The 20,667-nt window shown below is 40.2% G+C and carries 18 protein-coding genes; 13 read left to right on the top strand and 5 right to left on the bottom strand.

The window, feature by feature from the left end; genetic code table 11:
* Nucleotides 1–30: 30 nt before the first annotated feature.
* Together H5162_RS01515 and H5162_RS01510 are read left to right on the top strand one after the other, a co-directional pair.
* The gene (locus H5162_RS01515) at nucleotides 31–3,207 is read left to right on the top strand and encodes a TonB-dependent receptor (RefSeq protein WP_182777445.1); all 3,177 of its coding nucleotides are present in this window, start codon (nucleotides 31–33) and stop codon (nucleotides 3,205–3,207) included.
* Between the two features lie 275 nt (nucleotides 3,208–3,482).
* Nucleotides 3,483–6,560, top strand: a complete 3,078-nt coding sequence (locus H5162_RS01510) for a carboxypeptidase regulatory-like domain-containing protein (protein ID WP_145234362.1) — start codon at nucleotides 3,483–3,485, stop codon at nucleotides 6,558–6,560.
* 63 nt (nucleotides 6,561–6,623) lie between these two features.
* On the opposite strand, the gene H5162_RS01505 is transcribed toward H5162_RS01510, so the two are convergent.
* A complete protein-coding gene (locus H5162_RS01505) occupies nucleotides 6,624–7,055 on the bottom strand; it encodes a MarR family winged helix-turn-helix transcriptional regulator (RefSeq protein ID WP_149979983.1) in 432 nt (143 codons plus the stop codon).
* Nucleotides 7,056–7,184: 129 nt separating this feature from the next.
* On the opposite strand from H5162_RS01505, the gene hmgA reads away from it, so the two are divergent.
* Together hmgA and maiA are read left to right on the top strand one after the other, a co-directional pair.
* Nucleotides 7,185–8,486 carry a homogentisate 1,2-dioxygenase gene (gene hmgA, locus H5162_RS01500; protein ID WP_145234367.1) on the top strand — a complete coding sequence of 434 codons (1,302 nt, stop codon included), beginning with the start codon at nucleotides 7,185–7,187 and terminating at the stop codon, nucleotides 8,484–8,486.
* A 7-nt stretch (nucleotides 8,487–8,493) separates the two neighbouring features.
* The gene (gene maiA / locus H5162_RS01495) at nucleotides 8,494–9,123 is read left to right on the top strand and encodes a maleylacetoacetate isomerase (RefSeq protein WP_182717586.1); all 630 of its coding nucleotides are present in this window, start codon (nucleotides 8,494–8,496) and stop codon (nucleotides 9,121–9,123) included.
* A gap of 6 nt (nucleotides 9,124–9,129) precedes the next feature.
* On the opposite strand, the gene H5162_RS01490 is transcribed toward maiA, so the two are convergent.
* The gene (locus tag H5162_RS01490; protein ID WP_145234371.1) at nucleotides 9,130–9,363 is read right to left on the bottom strand and encodes a TIGR02647 family protein; all 234 of its coding nucleotides are present in this window, start codon (nucleotides 9,361–9,363) and stop codon (nucleotides 9,130–9,132) included.
* Between the two features lie 181 nt (nucleotides 9,364–9,544).
* On the opposite strand from H5162_RS01490, the gene H5162_RS01485 reads away from it, so the two are divergent.
* Entirely contained in the window at nucleotides 9,545–9,847 is a 303-nt protein-coding gene (locus H5162_RS01485) for a DUF1496 domain-containing protein (protein ID WP_182730768.1), read from the top strand.
* Between the two features lie 65 nt (nucleotides 9,848–9,912).
* Nucleotides 9,913–10,179 carry a VF530 family DNA-binding protein gene (locus H5162_RS01480; RefSeq protein WP_145234376.1) on the top strand — a complete coding sequence of 89 codons (267 nt, stop codon included), beginning with the start codon at nucleotides 9,913–9,915 and terminating at the stop codon, nucleotides 10,177–10,179.
* A gap of 42 nt (nucleotides 10,180–10,221) precedes the next feature.
* Here H5162_RS01480 and H5162_RS01475 read toward each other — a convergent pair whose 3' ends face one another.
* Together H5162_RS01475 and H5162_RS01470 are read right to left on the bottom strand one after the other, a co-directional pair.
* Entirely contained in the window at nucleotides 10,222–11,847 is a 1,626-nt protein-coding gene (locus H5162_RS01475; protein ID WP_182777443.1) for a diacylglycerol kinase family protein, read from the bottom strand.
* 274 nt (nucleotides 11,848–12,121) lie between these two features.
* Complete coding sequence (locus tag H5162_RS01470) at nucleotides 12,122–13,123, bottom strand: branched-chain amino acid aminotransferase (RefSeq protein ID WP_169018980.1); 1,002 nt, start codon at nucleotides 13,121–13,123, stop codon at nucleotides 12,122–12,124.
* A 362-nt stretch (nucleotides 13,124–13,485) separates the two neighbouring features.
* Here H5162_RS01470 and H5162_RS01465 point away from each other — a divergent pair, with 362 nt between their 5' ends.
* The 7 genes from H5162_RS01465 to H5162_RS01435 all read left to right on the top strand — a co-directional run bounded on the left by H5162_RS01465 (nucleotide 13,486) and on the right by H5162_RS01435 (nucleotide 19,907).
* A complete protein-coding gene (locus H5162_RS01465; RefSeq protein ID WP_182734204.1) occupies nucleotides 13,486–14,025 on the top strand; it encodes a sigma-70 family RNA polymerase sigma factor in 540 nt (179 codons plus the stop codon).
* On the top strand, nucleotides 14,022–14,708 hold the full coding sequence (locus H5162_RS01460; RefSeq protein ID WP_182777441.1) for an anti-sigma factor domain-containing protein: 687 nt from the start codon (nucleotides 14,022–14,024) through the stop codon (nucleotides 14,706–14,708). The genes H5162_RS01465 and H5162_RS01460 overlap by 4 nt, the downstream gene beginning before the upstream one ends.
* Before the next feature lie 177 nt (nucleotides 14,709–14,885).
* Nucleotides 14,886–16,478, top strand: a complete 1,593-nt coding sequence (locus H5162_RS01455) for a DUF4331 domain-containing protein (protein WP_145234387.1) — start codon at nucleotides 14,886–14,888, stop codon at nucleotides 16,476–16,478.
* A gap of 11 nt (nucleotides 16,479–16,489) precedes the next feature.
* The gene (locus tag H5162_RS01450) at nucleotides 16,490–17,005 is read left to right on the top strand and encodes an Ig-like domain-containing protein (protein ID WP_145234389.1); all 516 of its coding nucleotides are present in this window, start codon (nucleotides 16,490–16,492) and stop codon (nucleotides 17,003–17,005) included.
* A gap of 51 nt (nucleotides 17,006–17,056) precedes the next feature.
* The gene (locus H5162_RS01445) at nucleotides 17,057–18,064 is read left to right on the top strand and encodes a hypothetical protein (protein WP_182777439.1); all 1,008 of its coding nucleotides are present in this window, start codon (nucleotides 17,057–17,059) and stop codon (nucleotides 18,062–18,064) included.
* Nucleotides 18,061–19,179 (top strand): HupE/UreJ family protein, encoded by a 1,119-nt coding sequence (locus H5162_RS01440; RefSeq protein WP_182777437.1) that lies wholly within the window; start codon nucleotides 18,061–18,063, stop codon nucleotides 19,177–19,179. Before H5162_RS01445 ends, H5162_RS01440 begins: the two co-directional genes overlap by 4 nt.
* 140 nt (nucleotides 19,180–19,319) lie before the next feature.
* Nucleotides 19,320–19,907 (top strand): GNAT family N-acetyltransferase, encoded by a 588-nt coding sequence (locus H5162_RS01435; protein WP_182733975.1) that lies wholly within the window; start codon nucleotides 19,320–19,322, stop codon nucleotides 19,905–19,907.
* 93 nt (nucleotides 19,908–20,000) lie between these two features.
* On the opposite strand, the gene H5162_RS01430 is transcribed toward H5162_RS01435, so the two are convergent.
* Complete coding sequence (locus H5162_RS01430; RefSeq protein ID WP_182730775.1) at nucleotides 20,001–20,615, bottom strand: TetR/AcrR family transcriptional regulator; 615 nt, start codon at nucleotides 20,613–20,615, stop codon at nucleotides 20,001–20,003.
* Nucleotides 20,616–20,667 lie beyond the last annotated feature (52 nt).

Genomic DNA, 20,667 nt, shown 5'->3' with positions numbered 1-20,667 from the left:
AAACCTTAACTTTCCACGGGAATCAACAAAATGAATAAGCTTCGCCTTTCGAAATTAACTGGGGCTGTGATCCTAGCCTTAGGTGTTTCTACAAGCGTAATGGCAGCAGATACCTCATCCGCTATGCGTGGTAAAATTACTACACCTTCTGGCACTGCAGCTGCAAATGTGAAAATTAAAGTTATTCACCAACCAACTGGCACTGTAAGCGAATTAACAACCAATGAAAGCGGTACCTTTATTGCCAATGGTTTACGTGTTGGCGGCCCTTACACTGTGTTTATTGATTCAGACCAATTTACCGATACCATGCTTGAAAATATATATTTAGAACTGGGCGATACATATCGTCTTAATTCTCAGCTTCAAGCAGCTAACATCGAAAAAATTGAAGTATCAGGCTATAAAATTATTCAGCAATCTGGTGGTTCAAGCAGTACATTTGGCGAAGATACAATCAGTAACATGCCAAGCTTTAACCGTGACATTAAAGATATTGCCCGTCTAAATCCTTTAGCAAGTATCAATGGTAATGGCGAGTTAACTTTTGCGGGGAGCAACCCTCGTACTAACGGTCTAACTGTTGATGGTATCGGTCAAAACGATGACTTTGGTTTAAATTTTGGTGGCTACCCGACGTCTCAACCTCCTGTTTCACTTGACGCAATAGAGCAAGTTTCAGTTGACGTATCGCCTTTTTCAGCTTCTAAAGGTAACTTTGGCGGCGGTACAATAAACGCCGTAACGAAGTCTGGTACTAATGAATTCAAATTTTCAGGTTTCTATGAAACATCTACACCTGATATGGCCGGCGATGTTCAAACAATTAACGAAGAAGATACAGATGAAGCCGGTTATAAAACTTATTCAACAAATAAAGTAAAACCTATTCAAACTGAACAACGTTTTGGTTTTAATGTCGGTGGCGCAGTTATTAAAGATGAACTATTTTACTTTGTAAACTACGCACAGTGGTCAAGTGAGCAGGATTTAGAGTATGGCTTTGAAGATTCAGGTGCAGCGAATGAATTCAATATAACCGAAGACAGCTACAATCGCTTTATTGCTATTTTAAATGACGAATATGGTTTAACCGATTCATTAGCGGGGGCACCTGAAGACACCAATAAAAATTTATTGGTTAAGCTTAGTTGGAATGCCAGTGATGAGCATCGCCTAGATTTCACGTATCAATGGCAAGATGATCAAGATGAGCGTAACTTTAGTAAGGGTGGTAATAACATTGTATTAAAATCAAATACATATGCATATGTTACTAAGTTTAATAACTTTGCCACTAAGCTTTATTCTGATTGGACTGAAGACTTTTCAACAGAGATTGGTATTGCCTATAAAGATGTAACCTCTGACAGTGTTACTCGCTCTAACTTAGGTAGCATCACCGTAGAAGAAGATGGCAGAAATGGCCCTAGTTTTAATTTTGGTACTGATAGATATCGCCATGCTAATAAATCTGAAACTGAAAACTTAACACTGACACTTGATGCAACTTATCTAATGGACGAGCACGAAATAAACTTTGGGGCTCAATATGAGTCACTTCGTTTATATAACCTCTTTGCTGAGAACTCATTAGGTACATGGAAATTCACTAGTCTTGATCAATTTGCTAACCGCGAAGTGAGTGCATACAACTTCTCATATCAAAATGCGTACACTAATAATTCAGCAGATACCGCCTATGATGCAACACGTAGTCAATTAGCTTTATATATTGAAGATACCTTTTACTTAAATGATGACTTAGAAGTGACAGCTGGGCTTCGCTATGAGCGCTTATCATCTGATGATAAACCAACTCTTAATGAAAGCTTTCTAAACACCTATGGTTATAGTAATCAAGAAAACCTAGATGGTTTAGATATTATTCTACCTCGCGTTGGCTTTAAGTATTATGCAACTGAAGCATTAACTATCAACGGTGGAATTGGTCGTTTCCAAGGTGGCATTCCAAATGTCTGGTATAACAACTCATTTCAAAAAGATGGTATTACCCTCGTTTCTGCACCAAATAGTGTAATAAACGACTACTACCAAAATAACCCAGCAGATATCACTCAGGTCCCTGATGTTATAAAAAATTCGTTAGAGAAAGGCGCTGGAAGCACCGCTTACATTGATCCTGACTTCAAGCTACCTTCAAGTATTCGTGCCCAAGTTGGCTTTGAATATGAGTTTGATTCTGAACTATTAGGAAATGGCTTTAAATGGCAGGCCGAAATTGCTTACCACAAAAAAGAAAATGAAGCTGTATGGCATAATACCTCTATCCGTCCTATCGGTTTAGCTGCTGACGGCGAGCGTGTAATTAATGAAACCATCTACAGTGGTGCATTGAAAGATAATGTTGATATTGCAATGACTAATTCAACCGACGATGGTCGCTCTGTCATTATCTCTACTGGTATTGCTAAAGAATGGGATAACGGTTTATTTGTTTCTGCAAGTTATGCTCATCAAGATGTTACTGAGTCTTCTGTTGGATCAGCGTCGCAAGCTGAAGGTAACTATAAGCATAATATTACGGCTAATCGTAATCAAGATGTGGCAGCACGTGGCTTTTATGAAGTTGAGCACAGTTTCAAAATTAACTTAGGCTACAATGCTGAGTTTATTGCCGGTTATGCGACTAAATTTAATATGTATTTTGAACGCCGTTCTGGTCGTCCATTTAGTTATACAATGAATATGTATAAAGATGCTCACTTAGGCGACACAAGTTCTTTATTTAGCAACAGTGCTTATTTGGCCTATATTCCAACGGGTGCTGATGATGCGAATGTCAATTGGGCTGATTCTGAAATGAATTGGGCACAATTAGCAGAGCGTTTAGATCGCGCAGGTATCTCTCAACGCGGCGGCATTATCGGTAAAAATACTGGAACGCAGCCTTGGGTTACCACCATGGACATCAGCATTAAACAAGAAATCCCTGGCTTTGCTAACGGCCATAGTGGCGAGCTATACCTTATGATTGATAATTTCGCTAACCTACTTAATAGCGATTGGGGTATAGAAAAACGCTTAGGCTATTCAGACCAATCAATTTATGATTTTGGTGGTCTTGATGACCAAGGACGCTATATTATTGATAATAGCTTCGGTGGCGCTGATGTAAGAAACTATAGCCAAATAACGAGCTCATCAACATGGCAAGCTAAGATTGGTATCAGCTACAAGTTCTAATTTTTAAAACTCTATGTAAAACCCGCTTTTAGCGGGTTTTTTTATGCATAAAGCACTGGGTTTCATACTTTTGTCATATTTAATGAGTAGATTGACTCATGGGTACTAAATTGCTCGAAAAACCGCAGTTTTGTTCTAAACTACTTTTATTACAAATTTATGTGCAATGTAACTTATTTGTAATGAAATAATAGGGTACAATTTAGCTGCTTGGAAAATCCGAGCAAATTAATACCAAAACTAAAAAATATTACACCTTACACGGGAAATTAATAATGAAAATTCAACTACGCAAAACAGCACTTTCACTTGCTATCGCAGCTTGTGTTGGCGTAAGTGGCGCAGCGTTTGCAAATGAAACTGCATCATCTGTAAAAGGCCAAATCACAGGTCCAAATGGCAACCCAGCCACTGGTACTCAAATTACTATTATCCACTTACCTTCTGGTTCAACAAAAACAACAACAGTAAATGAACAAGGTAACTTCTCTACAAAAGGTTTACGCGTAGGCGGCCCATATAAAATCATTGTTGATTCTGATAAATATGAAGATACTCAACTTGATGATGTTTATTTAACACTTGGTCAAACTTACCCAGTAACTGTTGCACTTCGCTCGCAACAAATGGAACAAATCGTTGTTAGTGGCGCGCCAATTAGCGCTCAATCAGGCAGCACAGGTCCAGCTGCTTATTTCACTTTAGATGATTTAGAAAACAAACCAGCTATTAACCGTGACTTAAAAGATATTATTCGCGCTGATCCACGTATCTATATCGATGAAACAAACGCTGGTGCTATCAATTGTGGCGGCGGTAACCCACGTTTTAACAGCTTAACTGTTGACGGCGTTCGTATGAACGATAACTTTGGCTTAAACTCAAGTGGTTACCCTACTGAAAGAATGCCTTTCTCGTTTGATTCAATTGCACAAGTTGCAGTAGAACTTGCACCATTTGATGTTCAATATGGTGGTTTTACTTCATGTAACATTAACGCCGTAACAAAGTCAGGTACCAACGAAATCACTGGTGGTTTCTTCTATGATTATACCAATGACTCAATGTCAGGTGACTCAATTGAAGGCGAGAAACAAGAGCTTGGTGATTACTCAGAAAAACGTTACGGCTTTAACGTAGGCCTTCCTCTTATTGAAGATAAGCTATTCTTATTCACTTCTTATGAGAAGCTTGAAGGCGCACAAATTTTTAATTATACGCCATTTGCTAACGGTCGAATTGATCAGGCAACTATTGATCGCGTTACCCAAATTGCTATCGATAAATATAATTATGACCCAGGTACTATGGTACCTAGCATGCCAGTTGAAGATGAAAAAATCTTAGTTAAGCTAGATTGGAATATTAACGAAGCTCACCGTGCAAGCTTTGTTTATAACTATAACGACGGCTTCAGCCTAGCCCAGTCAGACGCAGATTCTAGCGAAATCGCTTTATCTAATCATTTTTATGAGCGTGGTGCTGAGCTACAATCTTACGTAGCATCAGTATATTCAGATTGGACTGATAACTTTTCAACTGAAGTTCGCGTAGGTTACTCAAAACTTGATAATCGTCAAAATTCACTTGATGCAGCATCTGGTTTTGGTGAGTTTAGAATCGATACTGGTGATATTGATATTTACATGGGTCCTGATGACTCTCGCCAAGCGAACAAACTTAAGTATGATAATTTATCACTTAAATTAGGTGGTACATATTACCTTGAAGACCATGAGCTATCATTTGGCTATGAGCGTGAAGAGCTTGATGTTTTCAACTTATTTGTACAGCATAATGAAGGTGAATACCGTTTTGGTTCTATTGAAGAGTTTGAAAGCGGCTTTGTAGACAGAATTTACTATGGTAACGCTTCAAGCCAAAATCCTGATGATGCAGCGGGTGAATTCAAATATGCACTGAATACAGTGTATTTCCAAGATAAGTTTGCACTTATTGATTATGATGTAACATTTACTGCAGGTCTTCGTTATGACTGGTATACCAGTGATGATACACCAACTTATAATGCTAACTTTGAAGAACGTTATGGCTATTCAAATAGCCAAAATCTTGATGGGGTTGACTTACTTCAACCACGCTTAGGTGTTAACTGGATATATAATGATCAGTTAGAATTGCGCGGCGGTATTGGCTTATATTCAGGTGGTAACCCTAACGTATGGATTTCTAACAGCTATTCAAACGATGGTGTTCGTAATGTTCAAGTTAATCAAAGAAATATCCAAATCCTTGGTCCTGATGCAATAGCATTCAATGGCGCAGGTCAACCTGGTTACGATATTCCACAAGGCTTATATGATAAAGTAGGCCAAGGTGGTGCTGATGCTGATGTAAATGTGACGGATCCTAACTTTGAAATTCCATCAGAATGGAAATTCTCACTAGGTGGTACTTATATCACTGAAAGCGATTATGTGTTTAATGTTGACTACCTTTATACCGATAAGCAAGATTCAGCCATTGTTAAAAACTTAGCATATGAAAAAACTGGTGTAGCGCCAGATGGTCGCCCAATTTACAATGGTGGTTCAGACTTCTTGTTAACCAATGTTAAAGGCGATGATGCTTACTCGCATATTCTGTCTCTTGCAATGAACAAGTCATTTGATAATGGCATCGATTTTGCTCTTTCTTATGCATATACAGTGTCTAAAGATGTTAACCCGATGACTAGCTCTGTAGCATTTTCTAACTATCATTACGTTGCGGTGTCTGATTCTGAAAACCCAGGTGTGGCAACATCTAACTATGAAATTCCGCACCGCTTTACGATGAGTTTAGCGTATAGCCATGAGTTATTTGATGGTTACGAGACTAAGTTCAACCTATTTGGTCAAGCACAACAAACAACACCTTACTCATATGGATTTGACTCAAGATCAGGTGGTATGGGATACAACGATGCTGCTCGTCAATTATTGTATGTACCAACACTTGACGACAGCCAAGTTGTTTATGGTGCAGATTTTGATCAAGCAGCCTTTAATGAGTGGGTTGAAAGCGAAGGCCTAACTCGCGGTAAAATCAATAACCGTAACAGCATTGATGGTGATTGGTGGGTTACGTTCGATTTCAAAGTTGAGCAAGAATTTATGGGCTTTACTGATGATCAAAAAGGCTCAGCATACTTTGTTATCAAAAACATCGGTAACATGCTAAATGACGATTGGGGCGTGCTGAAAAGCGGCAGCGCATTACAAAACGCTGTAACGACTGAAATTGTTAATGGTCAATACGTTTACACCAGCTTTAATGATCCAGCAGGTGCAAGTGTAGAAACTAAGCCGTCACTTTGGGAAATGCGTGTAGGTGTTAAATACACATTCTAATTTGCTAAAGTAACTTACAAATTAAATTAATTTTAAAGCCCATCTTTTGATGGGCTTTTTGTTTTATTCATCTAATTTACTAGTTAACTTATCTAAACAACTAAGCAAGGTTTGATACTCGGCTTGAGTTAAAACATCCAACAGATTCTTCTCCCACGCTAAAGCAGCTGGGGCTAATTGCTGATACAAGCCCAACCCTTGCTCACTCAACGCTAACAAGCTGGCGCGTTTATCTGCTGGATCGATTAAACTCACTACATAGTGTTTATCTATCAATGCCTTAATAGCACGCGATACCGTGGATTTATCCATTGCTGCTTGCTCGCACAATGCTTTCGCGTTGCTTTGTCCAAACTGGGCTAAATTAAACAAAATACGCCACTGAGGAATGCTTAAATCACTTTGTTGTTGATACACGGGTGCAAACTGTTCACTCATTTTACTGGCTAAGTTAGCCAGACGATAAGGTAAAAATGTCTCTAAATCGAGAGCCATAACGGCTATGTCCTCTTAATTTACAATCATGTTTAAGTGTCCATAAATATGTACAGTGACAAAAAGCACGATGTTTGAATTTAGTCTCACTTGAGAGTATCTTACAGTAAAACATAAAGGAGTCGAGTGATGACCAGCGAATTAAAATATATGACAGGATTTGGCAATGAGTTTGAAACCGAAGCTCTGCCTGGCGCATTGCCTATTGGGCAGTTTAGCCCGCAAAAAGTAAAATACGATTTATACGCTGAACAATTTAGTACCACCGCATTTACCGCGCCGCGTGCTGATAACCGCCGCACTTGGATGTACCGTATTCGCCCATCGGTTGTCCAAGGTGATTACAGCGCAATTGATAACGGTTTAATTCGCACCGCCCCAATTACCGAAGTCCCGACTCCACCTACAATGCTTCGTTGGGATCCAATTGATATTCCAACCACACCAACCGATTTCATTGATGGTTTGATCACTATGGCTGCAAACGGCAGCGCCAATGGCCAAACAGGAATTGGCATCCATGTTTATGTAGCGAATAAATCAATGACTGATCGTTATTTTTATAATGCCGACGGCGAAATGTTATTTGTGCCGCAGCAAGGTCAGTTACTGCTGAAAACAGAATGTGGTAATTTAATGATTAAAGCGGGTGAAATCGCAGTGATCCCGCGTGGCATTAAATTCCAAGTCGTTTTGCTCTCTGATACTGCTCGTGGTTATATCTGTGAAAATTATGGTCATGCTTATGTGTTAGCTGAGCGCGGCCCAGTGGGAGCCAACGGCTACGCTAACGACCGTGATTTTCAATACCCTGTTGCTGCCTTTGAAGATAAAGAAGGTGAGTTTGAGTTGGTTGCTAAGTTCAACGGTAATATGTTCCGCTGTGATATAGGCCACTCCCCTTTAGATGTTGTAGCCTGGACGGGCAACAGTGCACCCTATAAATATGATTTAGCACGTTTTAATGTAATGAATACAGTGAGCTTTGATCATCCGGATCCGTCTATTTTCACAGTACTGACATCCCCATCAGGCACAGAAGGCGTTGCTAATATTGATTTTGCAATTTTTCCTCCACGCTGGATGGTGGCAGAAAACACTTTTCGCCCACCCTATTATCACCGCAATATTATGAGTGAATTTATGGGCTTAATTGAAGGCGTGTACGACGCCAAAGAGCACGGTTTTGTACCAGGAGGCATGAGTTTACATAATTGTATGTCACCGCATGGCCCAGAAGCTGATGTATTTGAAAAGGCCTCTAACGCAGAGCTTGAACCGCAACGCTACGAAAATACCCTCGCGTTTATGTTTGAATCACGTTACGTTATTTCACCAACAAAATACGCATTAGAAGGCAAAGAGCGCCAACCTAACTACACTGACTGCTGGCGTACTATTAAAAAACACTACAGTGGCCCACAAGGATAATTGAACCATGAAACTTTATACATATTTTCGTTCATCTGCCGCATATCGCGTGCGTATTGCGCTTAATTTAAAAAATATTCAGCATGAGTTAGTAACTGTTAACTTACTAAAATCTGAGCAACAAGCACCTGAATACCTAGATAAAAACCCGCAAGGGTTATTACCTGCGCTGGAAACCAATGACGGTGTACTCGCACAATCGATGGCAATTTTAGAATACCTTGAAGAAACACACCCCGACACACCACTATTATTTGGTGATGCCTGGCAAAAAGCCCAGATCCGTAATTTATGTTATGCCATTGCCTGCGATATTCATCCTATTGATAACCTACGGGTACTGAAATATTTAAGCGGTGAACTTGGTGCTGACGATGCAATCAAAAATACCTGGTATCGTCATTGGGTAGAGGTTGGTTTTGAAAAAATTGAACAGCTACTTGATCATACAAATGAATATTGTGTGGGTGATAAACCTAGCCTTGCTGATGTGTGTTTAGTGCCGCAAGTATTTAATGCTTATCGTTTTAACGTTGATATGACTGCGTATCCGAAAATAGCAGCCATTTATGAACGTTGTAACAAGCTTGATGCATTTATTGATGCTGCACCACAAAACCAACCGGATGCAGCCTGATATTTTTTAATTACCCAACGCACTGTGTAGCACGGTTACGTGCTCTATCAGATCTAAGCCCAGATCGGTTAAGTAACCGCCATCTGGGCTATCTATAATACCTTTATCAAACAATCGTTGTGCTGCGCTTAATAAGCTTTCATCAGCATCGCTATGTAACTTAATACCTTGCATTTTACTGGTTAATGGAAATTTTGCTAACAGTGTAAATTCGTCAATCATCGTTTGTTTAAATTGCATGTGCTCACCTTGTCTTTAGAAAATTATTTTTGTGGATTTTACCCTAACACATTTTATGGCCAAGTCACCCTAAAACCCTAAGTGGGCTGGTTTAAACGCATTTAATTGCAACTGAAACTAGTATTTTGGGATAACTTAGGTATAAGCTTAGTGTAGTTATTTTTTAATGCAAAGGCTAAATATGCGAATTATAACGATTATAGGCATCTGTTTTATCAGTGTAATTTACTCGGCTAATAGTTTCAGTAATAATCAAAAACCAGCCTTGTTTCTTGACGCAAAAAATATAGTTAGCGAGCAACAACTCTGTTGGTTTGAAGATCAACGCTACAGCGAAGGTGCGATTATTATAATGGCTAATGTGCGGGTGATTTGTGCAGCAAAAAACCCTCATCACAATAATAGCGCGTTAAATTGGTTAATGCTCAACGAGCAAAATGAAATTATTTACCCAACCGCTCCTAAAACAATTCGCGTTAATTAATAGAATTGGTATCAACGCACAGTTACGTTACAATAGCAGCGACTTTTATCAAGCAATAGTGAATTATGAATCAGCAAGCAAACAACCCGTTACATGGCATTACACTCGAACAAATAGTAGTAAAACTCGAGCAAACACTTGGCTGGAAAGCGATGGGTGAGCATGTTGATATTCGCTGTTTTAAATCAGACCCAAGTGTAAAATCGAGCCTAAAATTTTTACGTAAAACACCTTGGGCTCGTACCAAGGTCGAGCAGTTATACCTCGATAACTGTGTCGATGCACAACCGCAAAACAGTGGCTTTGTGTGGCCTAGTATTAAAAAGAAGTAACAGCCATTGCGCGTTATAGCTTATAACGCGCAACAAGTTCAGTTACTCGACCTGCTCTGCACAGATCACCTCCAGTGATTGCGGAGTAATTTCAATGATCAATTTATCAGCACTTTTAACTTCACCATCAAGTACATATTTTATTTCCTGAGTCGCCGATATTGCAACGCGGCGCGCATTGGTATGATGTGAATTAATCGCAAAATGTGCTTGGGTAATACTGCTAAATACCAGCTCAGCAATACTTAATACATTGGCTGATGCGTCTTGGTTTGGAGTAAGCCAATTAACATCGAGCAAGCCATCATAGTGATCAGGCTGTCCCCCACCTTGCGCTAGTAAAGTAGTAAAAGGTGCAGCATTAGCGACAATTAAACTATTGGTATGTATTTGCTGCGGCTCGTTATCATCTAGCTGTACTGTGAAATCTTGGGCTTTTTGTTCGCCTAAAGCTTGCCAGAAGCCCTGTAAATATGCGAACTGACCAAGCTCGTTTTTAGTATCCCGATCGGCTTTTTCAATCATGTGTTGTTCAAAGCCAATCCCTGCTAACAGCAGCATTAACTCACCATTGCAATATGCTGTATCCATTTGCTTGGTTTGCCCTTCAATAATCAAATCACATGCTACTTCCACAGGGATCAACTTTGACTTAATTCCCATTAAAACATGTGCTAGAGCATTGGCCGTGCCAAATGGGATAATACCTAATTTACAGTCTGTGTTTACCAAAACACTTGCCACTTCTGCCACTGTGCCATCGCCTCCGCAGGCGATGATCATATCTGGCTTATCAGCTATCGCTTGTTTGGCCAACACAATCCCATTTTTCTCGACTGATGTGATCATCACTTTTAAGTTATAATAAGCAGATAAACGCGCAACAATTAAATGCTCTTTTTGCTGCCATAACTTAGTGCCGGAAACTGGATTAGCAATTAATACCGCTTTATTTTTGATTAATAACTCACCCTTTCTATGGCGTTTAACTATTTGACGTAGTTGGTGTTTATTTAAATTAGCGGTTTCGCGTGTTTCTTTTATTTGCGCAAGCACTTGATGTACATCAGCCTCCTTATTTTGACTGAGTAAATAAGCCGCCATCACAAACACCGATCGACCACGACCCAACGCACAATGCACCACCACTCGACGATTATCTTTAATATGATGGGCAATCCAGTTAATCGCTTGATTAAGCTGCGAACGTGTTGGGACTCGATGATCAAGCACAGGGATATTTAAATAGTTTATGTTTTCTTGTGTTGATGACCATTCAAGTCCATCAAATTCACAGGTTACATCTAAAATCGCGGTAATACCGTTATCTTTTAAAGTATCTATATCTGAAGGGAATAACCGACAGGCTAAAAATAAGTGTTCGTTAATTTGTTGTAATGGCGGTACTTTATCGTGCTTTCGGCTCCACGCGTTATAAACTTGTGCCCCCAATAAAAAAGGTATGAAAGCCCAACGAATGTAAAACGGGATAACACCGTTTTCTCGTTTACGAAAAATTTTTGCAATATTAAAAAAATAGGCACCGCTTACCAGTAATAAAGATAAAGCCGTCCAATAGAATAGCAGCGAAAAATAGCTAGGACTAACCTGCCACCCCATAATGATAAATACAATTGCCAATAATAAGTAACTTATTGCGGCCCACATAAACGCTCCTTTTGTCGTTAGTTATACCCAAATAGAAATGCAATCTATGCGCCACTAATAAAATTTCACAGAAATAAATATTCATATATATTTCATAGCATTAAGATATCAACTGATTAGTTTAGTGATACTTGCTGTGTTTACATACGTTATTTTTACACACCTTTGCAGCTAACTTACACAGTTGAAAGTATAGATTATTAAATAACTTAGACCATAAAAAAGCCTAGGTTATAAATAACCTAGGCTTTTTATAAAAACATATCGTTTAACTTTACACGTCGATTTTGGTTAACCAGCCATGGGGGTCTGGTGCTTTACCCCATTGAATATCGTTAAGGGCTTGGCGCAAACGCATTGTCGTTGGCCCTGCTTCACCACTGCCCACTTTGTATTCTTTATCATTATGAATAAAAGTACCCACTGGGGTTAATACCGCAGCAGTGCCAGATAAAGCAGCTTCAGTACCCGGTTTTGCAGCACGCTCAAGTAATTCAGTGACTGTAAAATTGCGCTCGGATACTGTCATACCTAAATCTTTAGCGATGGTTAAAATACTGCTGCGCGTCACGCCATGTAAAAAGGTGCTGTCTAGCGCTTTAGTAATAATTTCATTACCATCAATTAAAATAAAGTTTGCGGCACCAGTTTCTTGTACATCACCGCCTGGACAGAATAGAATTTGGTCGGCTTGATGTTGCAAGCGTGCTGCCGTAATGGGTGCTAATGCGCTAGCGTAGTTACCACCGCTTTTGATCATACCCATGTGTGGGGCACAGCGCATACCATCTTCTTCTAACAATACTCGCAGCGCAGTCGCGCCACCAGCAAAGTAATCACCAACAGGTGATAATAGCACATACAATAATGAACTTAATGACGGCACAGCCGCTTTACCAATTGCAGCTTCAGTACCGATATGAGTTGGACGAATATACATAGAGCCCGGTGGTAACGGCGTTTCATCAGCATATTGGCGAACAATATCAATGATCATTTTTTCAAGCATGGCTCCATCAACTTCAGGTAAACTTAATAAATGCGAGCTTTGTTTCATGCGGGCAATGTTAGCGTCCATACGGAAAATATAAACTGAGCCGTCTTCATGGCGAAATGCTTTTAACCCCTCAAAACATGTACTTGAATAGTGAAGAACATGTGCACCAGCATGAAGTTCAATTTTATCTGACGGAACAACAGAGCTTTCGCTCCAAGCGTTATCAGTAAAACGTGCTTGAATCATCTGCGGCATAAATACGGTACCGAATGCGGCCATTTTAATCTCTCTTATGTGGTCTACTTTTACCCCATTGTATGACATTCATGCACCGTTTAACCATAACTAAAACAAGGCATTTATTGTAAGCAACGGGATTTTTTTGCAATTTGGTAAAATTTCAATTTTGTCAGCCATATTGTTTTGCTTAAAAGAGTCATTAATCACTTCAAAACTTCGATTGTAAAACCTTGCTACCAAATAGCCGACGGAGCTTCTCAACTTGATAAGCCGTATTTTGCTGCTAGGCTAACTGGTGGAAAAGCATGAAAATAATAGTAAGCACCCATCATTTAGTTGGTTTTTTGCATCCAATTTACATCCTGAAACGTTTACCAACTGACAATAAAAATAGGAACTTTATGGAAACCGACGAATTATTACCCCTACTAAGTGCAACCGCACAGGGCAATAAACAGGCATTTGCTAAATTGTATAATGCCACAAGTGCAAAGCTGTTTGCGATCAGCTTAAAAATGTTAAGCAATCGTGCACATGCTGAAGAAGCGCTACAAGATGCATTTGTGAAAATTTGGCACAATGCATCTGATTATCAAGTAACTAAAGGCACTGTCATCAGCTGGATGATCAGCATTGTTCGTTATCGTAGCTTAGACTCTTTGCGCTATCATAAAGTCCGTAAAGAGCAAGCGCTAGATGACGACTCAGCAATCTCAGATGATTTAACTGACTCACCTTTAGCTATTGATTACGAAGATAAAAGTAAACTCGTTGATTGTATAGAGCAACTAGATGAACAGCAAAAACAGGCGATCCACTTAGCCTACTACAAAGGCTTGACTCACAGTGAGTTAGTTGATCATATTGATACTCCGCTTGGCACAGTAAAAAGCTGGATCAGACGCGGCCTGCAACAGTTGCAAAGGTGCTTAACGTTATGAATTATGACAATCAAAAACTCATCGATATGTTGGCGGCTGAATACGTGTTAGGAACATTAAAAGGCTCTGCTCGCAAACGCTTTCAACGTTTGATGCTCTCATCAAATCGTGTTCGAGAGGCGACCTGGATGTGGGAGCAACATTTAAATAATTTAGCCAGCTCAATTAAATCTGTGCCGCCAGATAACCATGTTTGGGAAGCAATTTCACAACGTATTGACCCACAGCAAGTAGTATCGAACAATGTTATTCAACCTAAAACTGGTATTTGGCAAGCGTGGTCGTTAATTGCTACCGCAGCCTGTGTAGTATTAGCTTTGATTATTTGGCAGCCACAAACGCCTGTAGGGCAAAACACTCAGCAAATTGCACTGTTTAAAGATGCCAGCGAAAAACCATTATGGTTTATTGATATCAACGAGCAAGGCTTATCAATAAAAGCCAGCGAGCAGCTTACGGCAAGGACGGATAAAGATTATGAGCTGTGGATGATTTTAAAAGGGCAAGATATACCAATATCATTAGGGCTACTTCCTAAAGATGGCGTTAAATCAATATTGAAAGACGCACGTTTTAACGCGCAAGATATTGCCCTGTTAGCAATTAGTATAGAGCCAATAGGTGGCTCACCAAACGGCTTACCTAGCGAAGTACTTTACACTACTGAATTAATTTTATTGTAGTAAAACAATAAAAGATAGTTGAAAACCAGCGCAAGCTGGTTTTTTATTGCTTTAAAATCAAAACAATACAAATAAAAAGACATTTTATTAACTTTATTTACGTTTCTTTGCATCTAATTACGACCACCATGCGTTATTAACTATGACCACTATTTATTAAAACTAAAGGACAAAGTCATGAAAGCTTTAACTCCGTCAATATTAGCAGTTGTAGTATGCAGTACCTTAGTAAGCGCCCCATCAGAGGCGTCAAGTCACCGTGAAGCTCCAAATATCAGTCGTTTCCCGACTTTAGATTCAACAGATTTTTATGCATTTAACAGTTATGAACAAGGCCGTGGTGATTATGTCACCCTGATTGCAAACTATATTCCACTGCAAGATGGCTATGGTGGACCTAACTATTTTGCCATGGATCCTGATGCAACCTACAGCATCCATATTGATAACGATGGCGATGCGATTGAAGATATTAGTTTCGCCTTTAACTTCAAAAGTATGCTGCCTAATGACAATCAAGGCGTTGCATTAACCGTTGGCCCTGAAGGCAACCAACGTACTGTTGCTGTACCACTTAAAAATGTTGGTGGTGTTGCAGCTGGCAATAATGCCGCAGTTAACTTTAGCGAATCATACACTATGACGATGATCGCAGGTGATCAGCGTACAGGTAGCAAAACCATGCTAACTAATACCATGACCAGCAGTAATGAATTCCACAAGCCACTTGATTATATTGGCGATAAAACGTTTTCATCAATGGATGGCTATAAAAGCTACGCAGCGCAATTTGTATATCAAGTAGCGATCCCGGGCTGTGACGGTATGGCAAAAGTATTTGTTGGCCAACGTAAAGATCCATTCGTGGTGAACCTAGGCAAAACCTTTGACTTAGTGAACTATGTGCCGGTAGAAGGCGACAGTGCGCCGGGCGCAGGTGATGGCGAGGGCTTCCCTGGAGGCATTACACAATCGGCAGATAATGATGACTTAGCAGATAAAAATGTGACCGCAATTGCTATTGAAGTACCTAAAAGCTGTGTAGTTGGTAATGGCAATGGCACTATTGGCACATGGACTACAGCTAGCTTACCACAGGCGCGTATTTTAAACCCAAATGCTAAATTTGCGAACAATGCGGTAAACGGTGGTGCGCTTACTCAAGTATCTCGTTTAGGTAATCCACTTGTTAATGAGCTGGTAATTGGTTTAAAAGACAAAGATACCTTCTCAAGTTCACAGCCTAAAGACGATGGTCAATTTATTGATTATGTTACCCACCCATCTTTACCAGAGCTATTAAATATTCTGTTCAAAGATGCGGTTAACACCACCTTAGGGGCAAATCTAGCGACCCTTGCACCAACGAATTTTCCACGTAATGACTTAGTAACTGCATTTTTAACTGGTTTCCCAGGCGTTAATCAATTGGCCACTGTTACAGGCGCTGAAATGCTGCGTCTAAATACCAATATCGCTGCAAAAGCACAAGCAGATCAATCAGCATTCGGTGTTGCTGGCGATGATTTAGCGGGTTTCCCAAATGGCCGTCGTCCTGGTGATGATGTAGTTGATATTGCGCTACGTGTGGTAATGGGTCGCTTATGCTATCCAATTCCAGTAAATGGTACAAATACTGATTTAGGCCTGTGCACATCTGATGATGCCAGTGTAGGTAACGTACCATTTACTGATGGTGCACCAGTGAACGCTACGATGATGGATGCAAGCTTCCCATATCTAGCAACTCCACTTGCAGGGTCTAAATAAGGAGAACACTCATGCAACATTTTAAATTATCACATCTTGGGTTATTGCTTGCTGCGCTTACACTCAGCGGCTGTAGCAATGATGACGACCATAACACCGTCGAGATACCACCGATGGTAAATAAAGCACCCATAGCAACAGCTGATATGGTAACCACACAAACCGAAGTTGTAATTGAAGACATGCTACAAGGTTCTGATCCTGAAGGAGATACTCTTACCTTCAGTCTGGTTACTGAGCCAATGCTAGGCATGGTAGTGGTTAATAGTGATGGTAGTTACACCTATACGCCGAACCTTGAAACGACTGGCTCTGATAGCTTTACCTTTGCAGTCAGTGATGGGGTAAACAGCCAAGTTACCGCAATGGTTGATATCACTATTGAAGCACTTGAAGTCGATTTTGCACAACTAGGCCGTGCAGCATTTAACCAAGCGGCTACCGATAAGCCACTGAGTGTGAACGGCCGTACATTCACAAATGCGGATGAAAATGCCACATTTGACGATTTGTTAGGTAACAACTAAATCACACAATAAAACTTGCAGGCCATGGATGGCCTTTTTAAGGAGAATGCTATGATCACCCGTGCTTTTACTTACCTTTGTTTATTGATCTCTGTTAATGCAGGGGCTGAACCTTATACGCCAGCAGATGACGAGATCATCGCAAAAGCCCGCACAATAAATACCGCACACCTTAATCAAGACGAATTAATGACGTTACTGATAAATAGCCAACAAGTAGGTCAAACTGAGCTTCGCCAAGGCTTATTAAAAAACCAGTTACAGCAGCGCTATGCGCAATCTCCCACACCACAAATTGGCTACATGTATGCACGCGTTTTACAACGTGAACATCAATTTTCAGCAGCCTTAGCAATCACCGATGCAGTACTAAAACGCGATCCTAACCATGTTAACACCCATCTATTACGCGCCAATATGCTAATGGTTCAAGGTGACTTTAAAGCCGCCAAACAACAATGCTTAAAACTCTTGGCTCTAACAGCAATGGATGTAATTAATACCTGTACATTTGATGTACTAAGCCAAGACGGTCAATTAGCACAAAGTTATCAAAGTTTAGCAAACAGTATTACAAGTAATAAACAAAGCGATAATACCCGCCATGTATTGGCTGAAATGGCACTGAGACTCAATAAACCCGATGAAGCGCTCGCTCATATCCAGTCATTGCCATTAAAAACAGCCCCCGTCAGCCTTGTAGTGTTATGGGCAGATATTTATTTAGCGCAAGGGAATTATCAAAAAGTGCTTAACACTTTGCCCGCACTGGTAAATGAAAAACAAAATTTAGAGGATGCCTTGTTGCTGCGCTTAGCAATTGCAGAGCAACACTACAACGATACCTCGCTGACGCAATGGCAAAATTTAATGGCGCAAAGAGTCGCGCTGCGTGAATTACGCCAAGACAGTTTCCATGCCAGTGATTTAGCTCACTATTATTTAGACATCAATAAACAGCCAGAAAAAGCCCTATACTGGGCAAAAATAAATTGGCAACAAGCCAAGCTTGATGCCGATCAGCAACTACTTACACGTGCACAAGGAGCCTCTTTATGAACGCATTTGTAACTGCGTTTTTTTGTAACCTGTGTTTATTTTTCATGTTGCAAGGAACAGCTCAAGCACACCAATTAAGTACCAGCTATATTAATTTAAACGCAATTGATGACAGCCATTTTACAGGTAGTTGGCAAATCAACGTTGCCGATTTAGAGCAACAGGTGGCGTTTGATTTAAACCAAGATGGGGCTATCGCATGGCATGAGATCAGTGCAAAACATAGCGCCATAAGTGATTTTGTCCTGACCTCACTGACGGTAACATCAGCGGACGAGCAAGTATGTACGCTTACCAGCGACGCTCCGTTGCAGCTTGATAGTCATTTTAATCAACCCTATGTAGTTGTTAAATTGCAATTATCCTGCCCAGCTCTGGACACGAACCACAGCGCCATAGCATTTCATTATCAGGCATTTTTCGATACTGATGCCAATCATAAAGCAATTGTCACTATCAATGAACAAACTCGCGTGATGAGTAAAAATAATGCCCTTCAAACTTTTGATTTTACTAAAAGCAATTACCTCACCACTTTTAATCAATATGTTTACCAAGGAGTGCTGCATATTTGGCTCGGACTTGACCATATCTTATTTTTAATTGCATTGTTGCTTACCAGTGTATTAGTAAAAAAATCAGCAAAATGGCAAGGTGTAGAATCAAAAGTCACGATCTTCAAACACACCGCATGGATAGTTACCGCATTTACTTTGGCGCATTCAATCACTCTGACCGCCACTGCAATGCAATTAGTTACACCTAACAGTCGCTGGGTAGAATTGGGAATCGCTATATCGGTGTTGTTTGCAGCTCTTAACAATATTTGGCCATTAGTTGTGCGTTTAGGTTGGGTCACATTCGCCTTTGGTTTATTGCATGGCATGGGCTTTGCGAGTGTATTAGGTGAATTAGGGCTATCCAGTGACTATCAATTACTCAGCGTGCTAGCATTTAATTTAGGTGTAGAGATAGGCCAACTGGCTATATTAGCAGTTACATTACCAGTCCTTATTTGGGCAAGAAACTATCACTGGTATCAAAAATGGGTGATGCCTGCAGGCTCACTCGCCATCGCAATAATCGCGGTACAGTGGTCAATGGAGCGGATTTGAGGTTATTGATTTATAGCTGAAATCAACAGATTAATTGTAAAATTCAATGTGTAAGTTGCTATCATTGAATCCTTATAGGATCATCTCTATGTACAAAACGTTGAGATATTAAACAATGGCCCTAGGAGTAAGGGAAATATATGCAGTGGTTAAAACCAATGCCATTGGTTGGGCACTTTATAACGCTTGAGGTGTTAAGCTTACATCATATTGATGAATTAAAACATGCGGTGCTTGATGGAGAGTCTTGGAAATTATGGTATGCCAATGTTCCTTCGCCAGAACAAATGCACAGTTATGTTGAACGGGCAATTATTGAAGCCAAAAACGGCAATAGCGCCTTCGCCGTAAGGTGTAATAGTAGCCATAAAATAGTTGGCACAACTCGATTCTATAACGTAGACGCACAGCATAAGCGCGCATTACTAGGCTACACATGGTATGCCAAGGCTGTACGAAGAAGTCCTGTAAATACTGAATGTAAACTTTTGATGTTGAAGTATTTATTTGATACTCACAATGCCATTGCAGTTGAGTTTAGAACACACTTTTTTAATCAACAGTCGCGAAAGGCAATTGCAAGGCTAGGCGCTAAACAAGATGGTATTTTACGCAGCCATCAAATAACAAGAGATGGATCGATTCGCGATACTGTTGTTTATTCAATTATTGCATCAGAGTGGCCAGCCGTGAAGAATCATTTACTGAACAAACTAAAATATACTTAACTTATAAATTTAAGGTATTACGCTTTAAGCCCCAAAATAACGCAGCAAAGAGGATTAAACGACACCTCTTTGCGCTTAAGGCCTCGGCTCTAATTAGAACGGTATGAGCAACACCCGCATTGCCGGGCGAAGCGCTAATAATAGCGTGGCTTTATCAACATGTGGATTCAGGGTTTTACGTATGGTAATCCCATTTATCATTGCAAACATCACTTCGATACGACTTTCAAGTTCAGTTGCACTAAGGTCTTTTATCAAACTGCGTTCACTCAATAAAAGATTTCGCATTTTCTCTCTGGCGTAACAATCAGACTTTCGCAACTGCTCTGCCACTTTATCGTTGCGCGCAGCTTCAGCGAACATCTCTAAATCCAGTGCACCTTGGTTTACATCAGTATGATGATCCACTGCGTGATCTAAACCATCGAGTAAAATCGTTACTAAGTCACCAGGTTGATCTTCATACTCCTGAAAAATAGAGAACAGTTTTTCCATATCCTGTTCTATAATCGATTCAATGATCGCTTCTTTACTGGCAAAGTAATTGTAAATATGTCCTGCGCTCATCCCTGCGGTCTTTGAGATCTCGGCCATTCCTGCGCCATGATAGCCTTTTCGTCTAAAACAATCGGCCGCAGCACTAAGCACTTGCTCACGGCGTGCTTGCACAAGTGCAGGGTCGGTTTGTCTCTTAGATTTTTCTTTCATAGTAACTCCGAAAAGCACTGCTTTTCTTTAACCTAATAATTATCACTAGCTT

Origin of the sequence: Pseudoalteromonas sp. SR41-8 (assembly GCF_014163915.1) — a bacterium.
In the GTDB taxonomy this organism is placed as follows: domain Bacteria; phylum Pseudomonadota; class Gammaproteobacteria; order Enterobacterales; family Alteromonadaceae; genus Pseudoalteromonas; species Pseudoalteromonas rhizosphaerae.
This window is presented reverse-complemented; position numbering and strand designations above follow the sequence as displayed.

Excerpts from the sequence above, each read along its gene's own strand:
- H5162_RS01515 (WP_182777445.1), top strand. The coding sequence starts at position 31 with ATGAATAAGCTTCGCCTTTCGAAATTAACTGGGGCTGTGATCCTAGCC.
- H5162_RS01510 (WP_145234362.1), top strand. The coding sequence starts at position 3,483 with ATGAAAATTCAACTACGCAAAACAGCACTTTCACTTGCTATCGCAGCT.
- H5162_RS01505 (WP_149979983.1), bottom strand. The coding sequence starts at position 7,055 with ATGGCTCTCGATTTAGAGACATTTTTACCTTATCGTCTGGCTAACTTA.
- hmgA (WP_145234367.1), top strand. The coding sequence starts at position 7,185 with ATGACCAGCGAATTAAAATATATGACAGGATTTGGCAATGAGTTTGAA.
- maiA (WP_182717586.1), top strand. The coding sequence starts at position 8,494 with ATGAAACTTTATACATATTTTCGTTCATCTGCCGCATATCGCGTGCGT.
- H5162_RS01490 (WP_145234371.1), bottom strand. The coding sequence starts at position 9,363 with ATGCAATTTAAACAAACGATGATTGACGAATTTACACTGTTAGCAAAA.
- H5162_RS01485 (WP_182730768.1), top strand. The coding sequence starts at position 9,545 with ATGCGAATTATAACGATTATAGGCATCTGTTTTATCAGTGTAATTTAC.
- H5162_RS01480 (WP_145234376.1), top strand. The coding sequence starts at position 9,913 with ATGAATCAGCAAGCAAACAACCCGTTACATGGCATTACACTCGAACAA.
- H5162_RS01475 (WP_182777443.1), bottom strand. The coding sequence starts at position 11,847 with ATGTGGGCCGCAATAAGTTACTTATTATTGGCAATTGTATTTATCATT.
- H5162_RS01470 (WP_169018980.1), bottom strand. The coding sequence starts at position 13,123 with ATGGCCGCATTCGGTACCGTATTTATGCCGCAGATGATTCAAGCACGT.
- H5162_RS01465 (WP_182734204.1), top strand. The coding sequence starts at position 13,486 with ATGGAAACCGACGAATTATTACCCCTACTAAGTGCAACCGCACAGGGC.
- H5162_RS01460 (WP_182777441.1), top strand. The coding sequence starts at position 14,022 with ATGAATTATGACAATCAAAAACTCATCGATATGTTGGCGGCTGAATAC.
- H5162_RS01455 (WP_145234387.1), top strand. The coding sequence starts at position 14,886 with ATGAAAGCTTTAACTCCGTCAATATTAGCAGTTGTAGTATGCAGTACC.
- H5162_RS01450 (WP_145234389.1), top strand. The coding sequence starts at position 16,490 with ATGCAACATTTTAAATTATCACATCTTGGGTTATTGCTTGCTGCGCTT.
- H5162_RS01445 (WP_182777439.1), top strand. The coding sequence starts at position 17,057 with ATGATCACCCGTGCTTTTACTTACCTTTGTTTATTGATCTCTGTTAAT.
- H5162_RS01440 (WP_182777437.1), top strand. The coding sequence starts at position 18,061 with ATGAACGCATTTGTAACTGCGTTTTTTTGTAACCTGTGTTTATTTTTC.
- H5162_RS01435 (WP_182733975.1), top strand. The coding sequence starts at position 19,320 with ATGCAGTGGTTAAAACCAATGCCATTGGTTGGGCACTTTATAACGCTT.
- H5162_RS01430 (WP_182730775.1), bottom strand. The coding sequence starts at position 20,615 with ATGAAAGAAAAATCTAAGAGACAAACCGACCCTGCACTTGTGCAAGCA.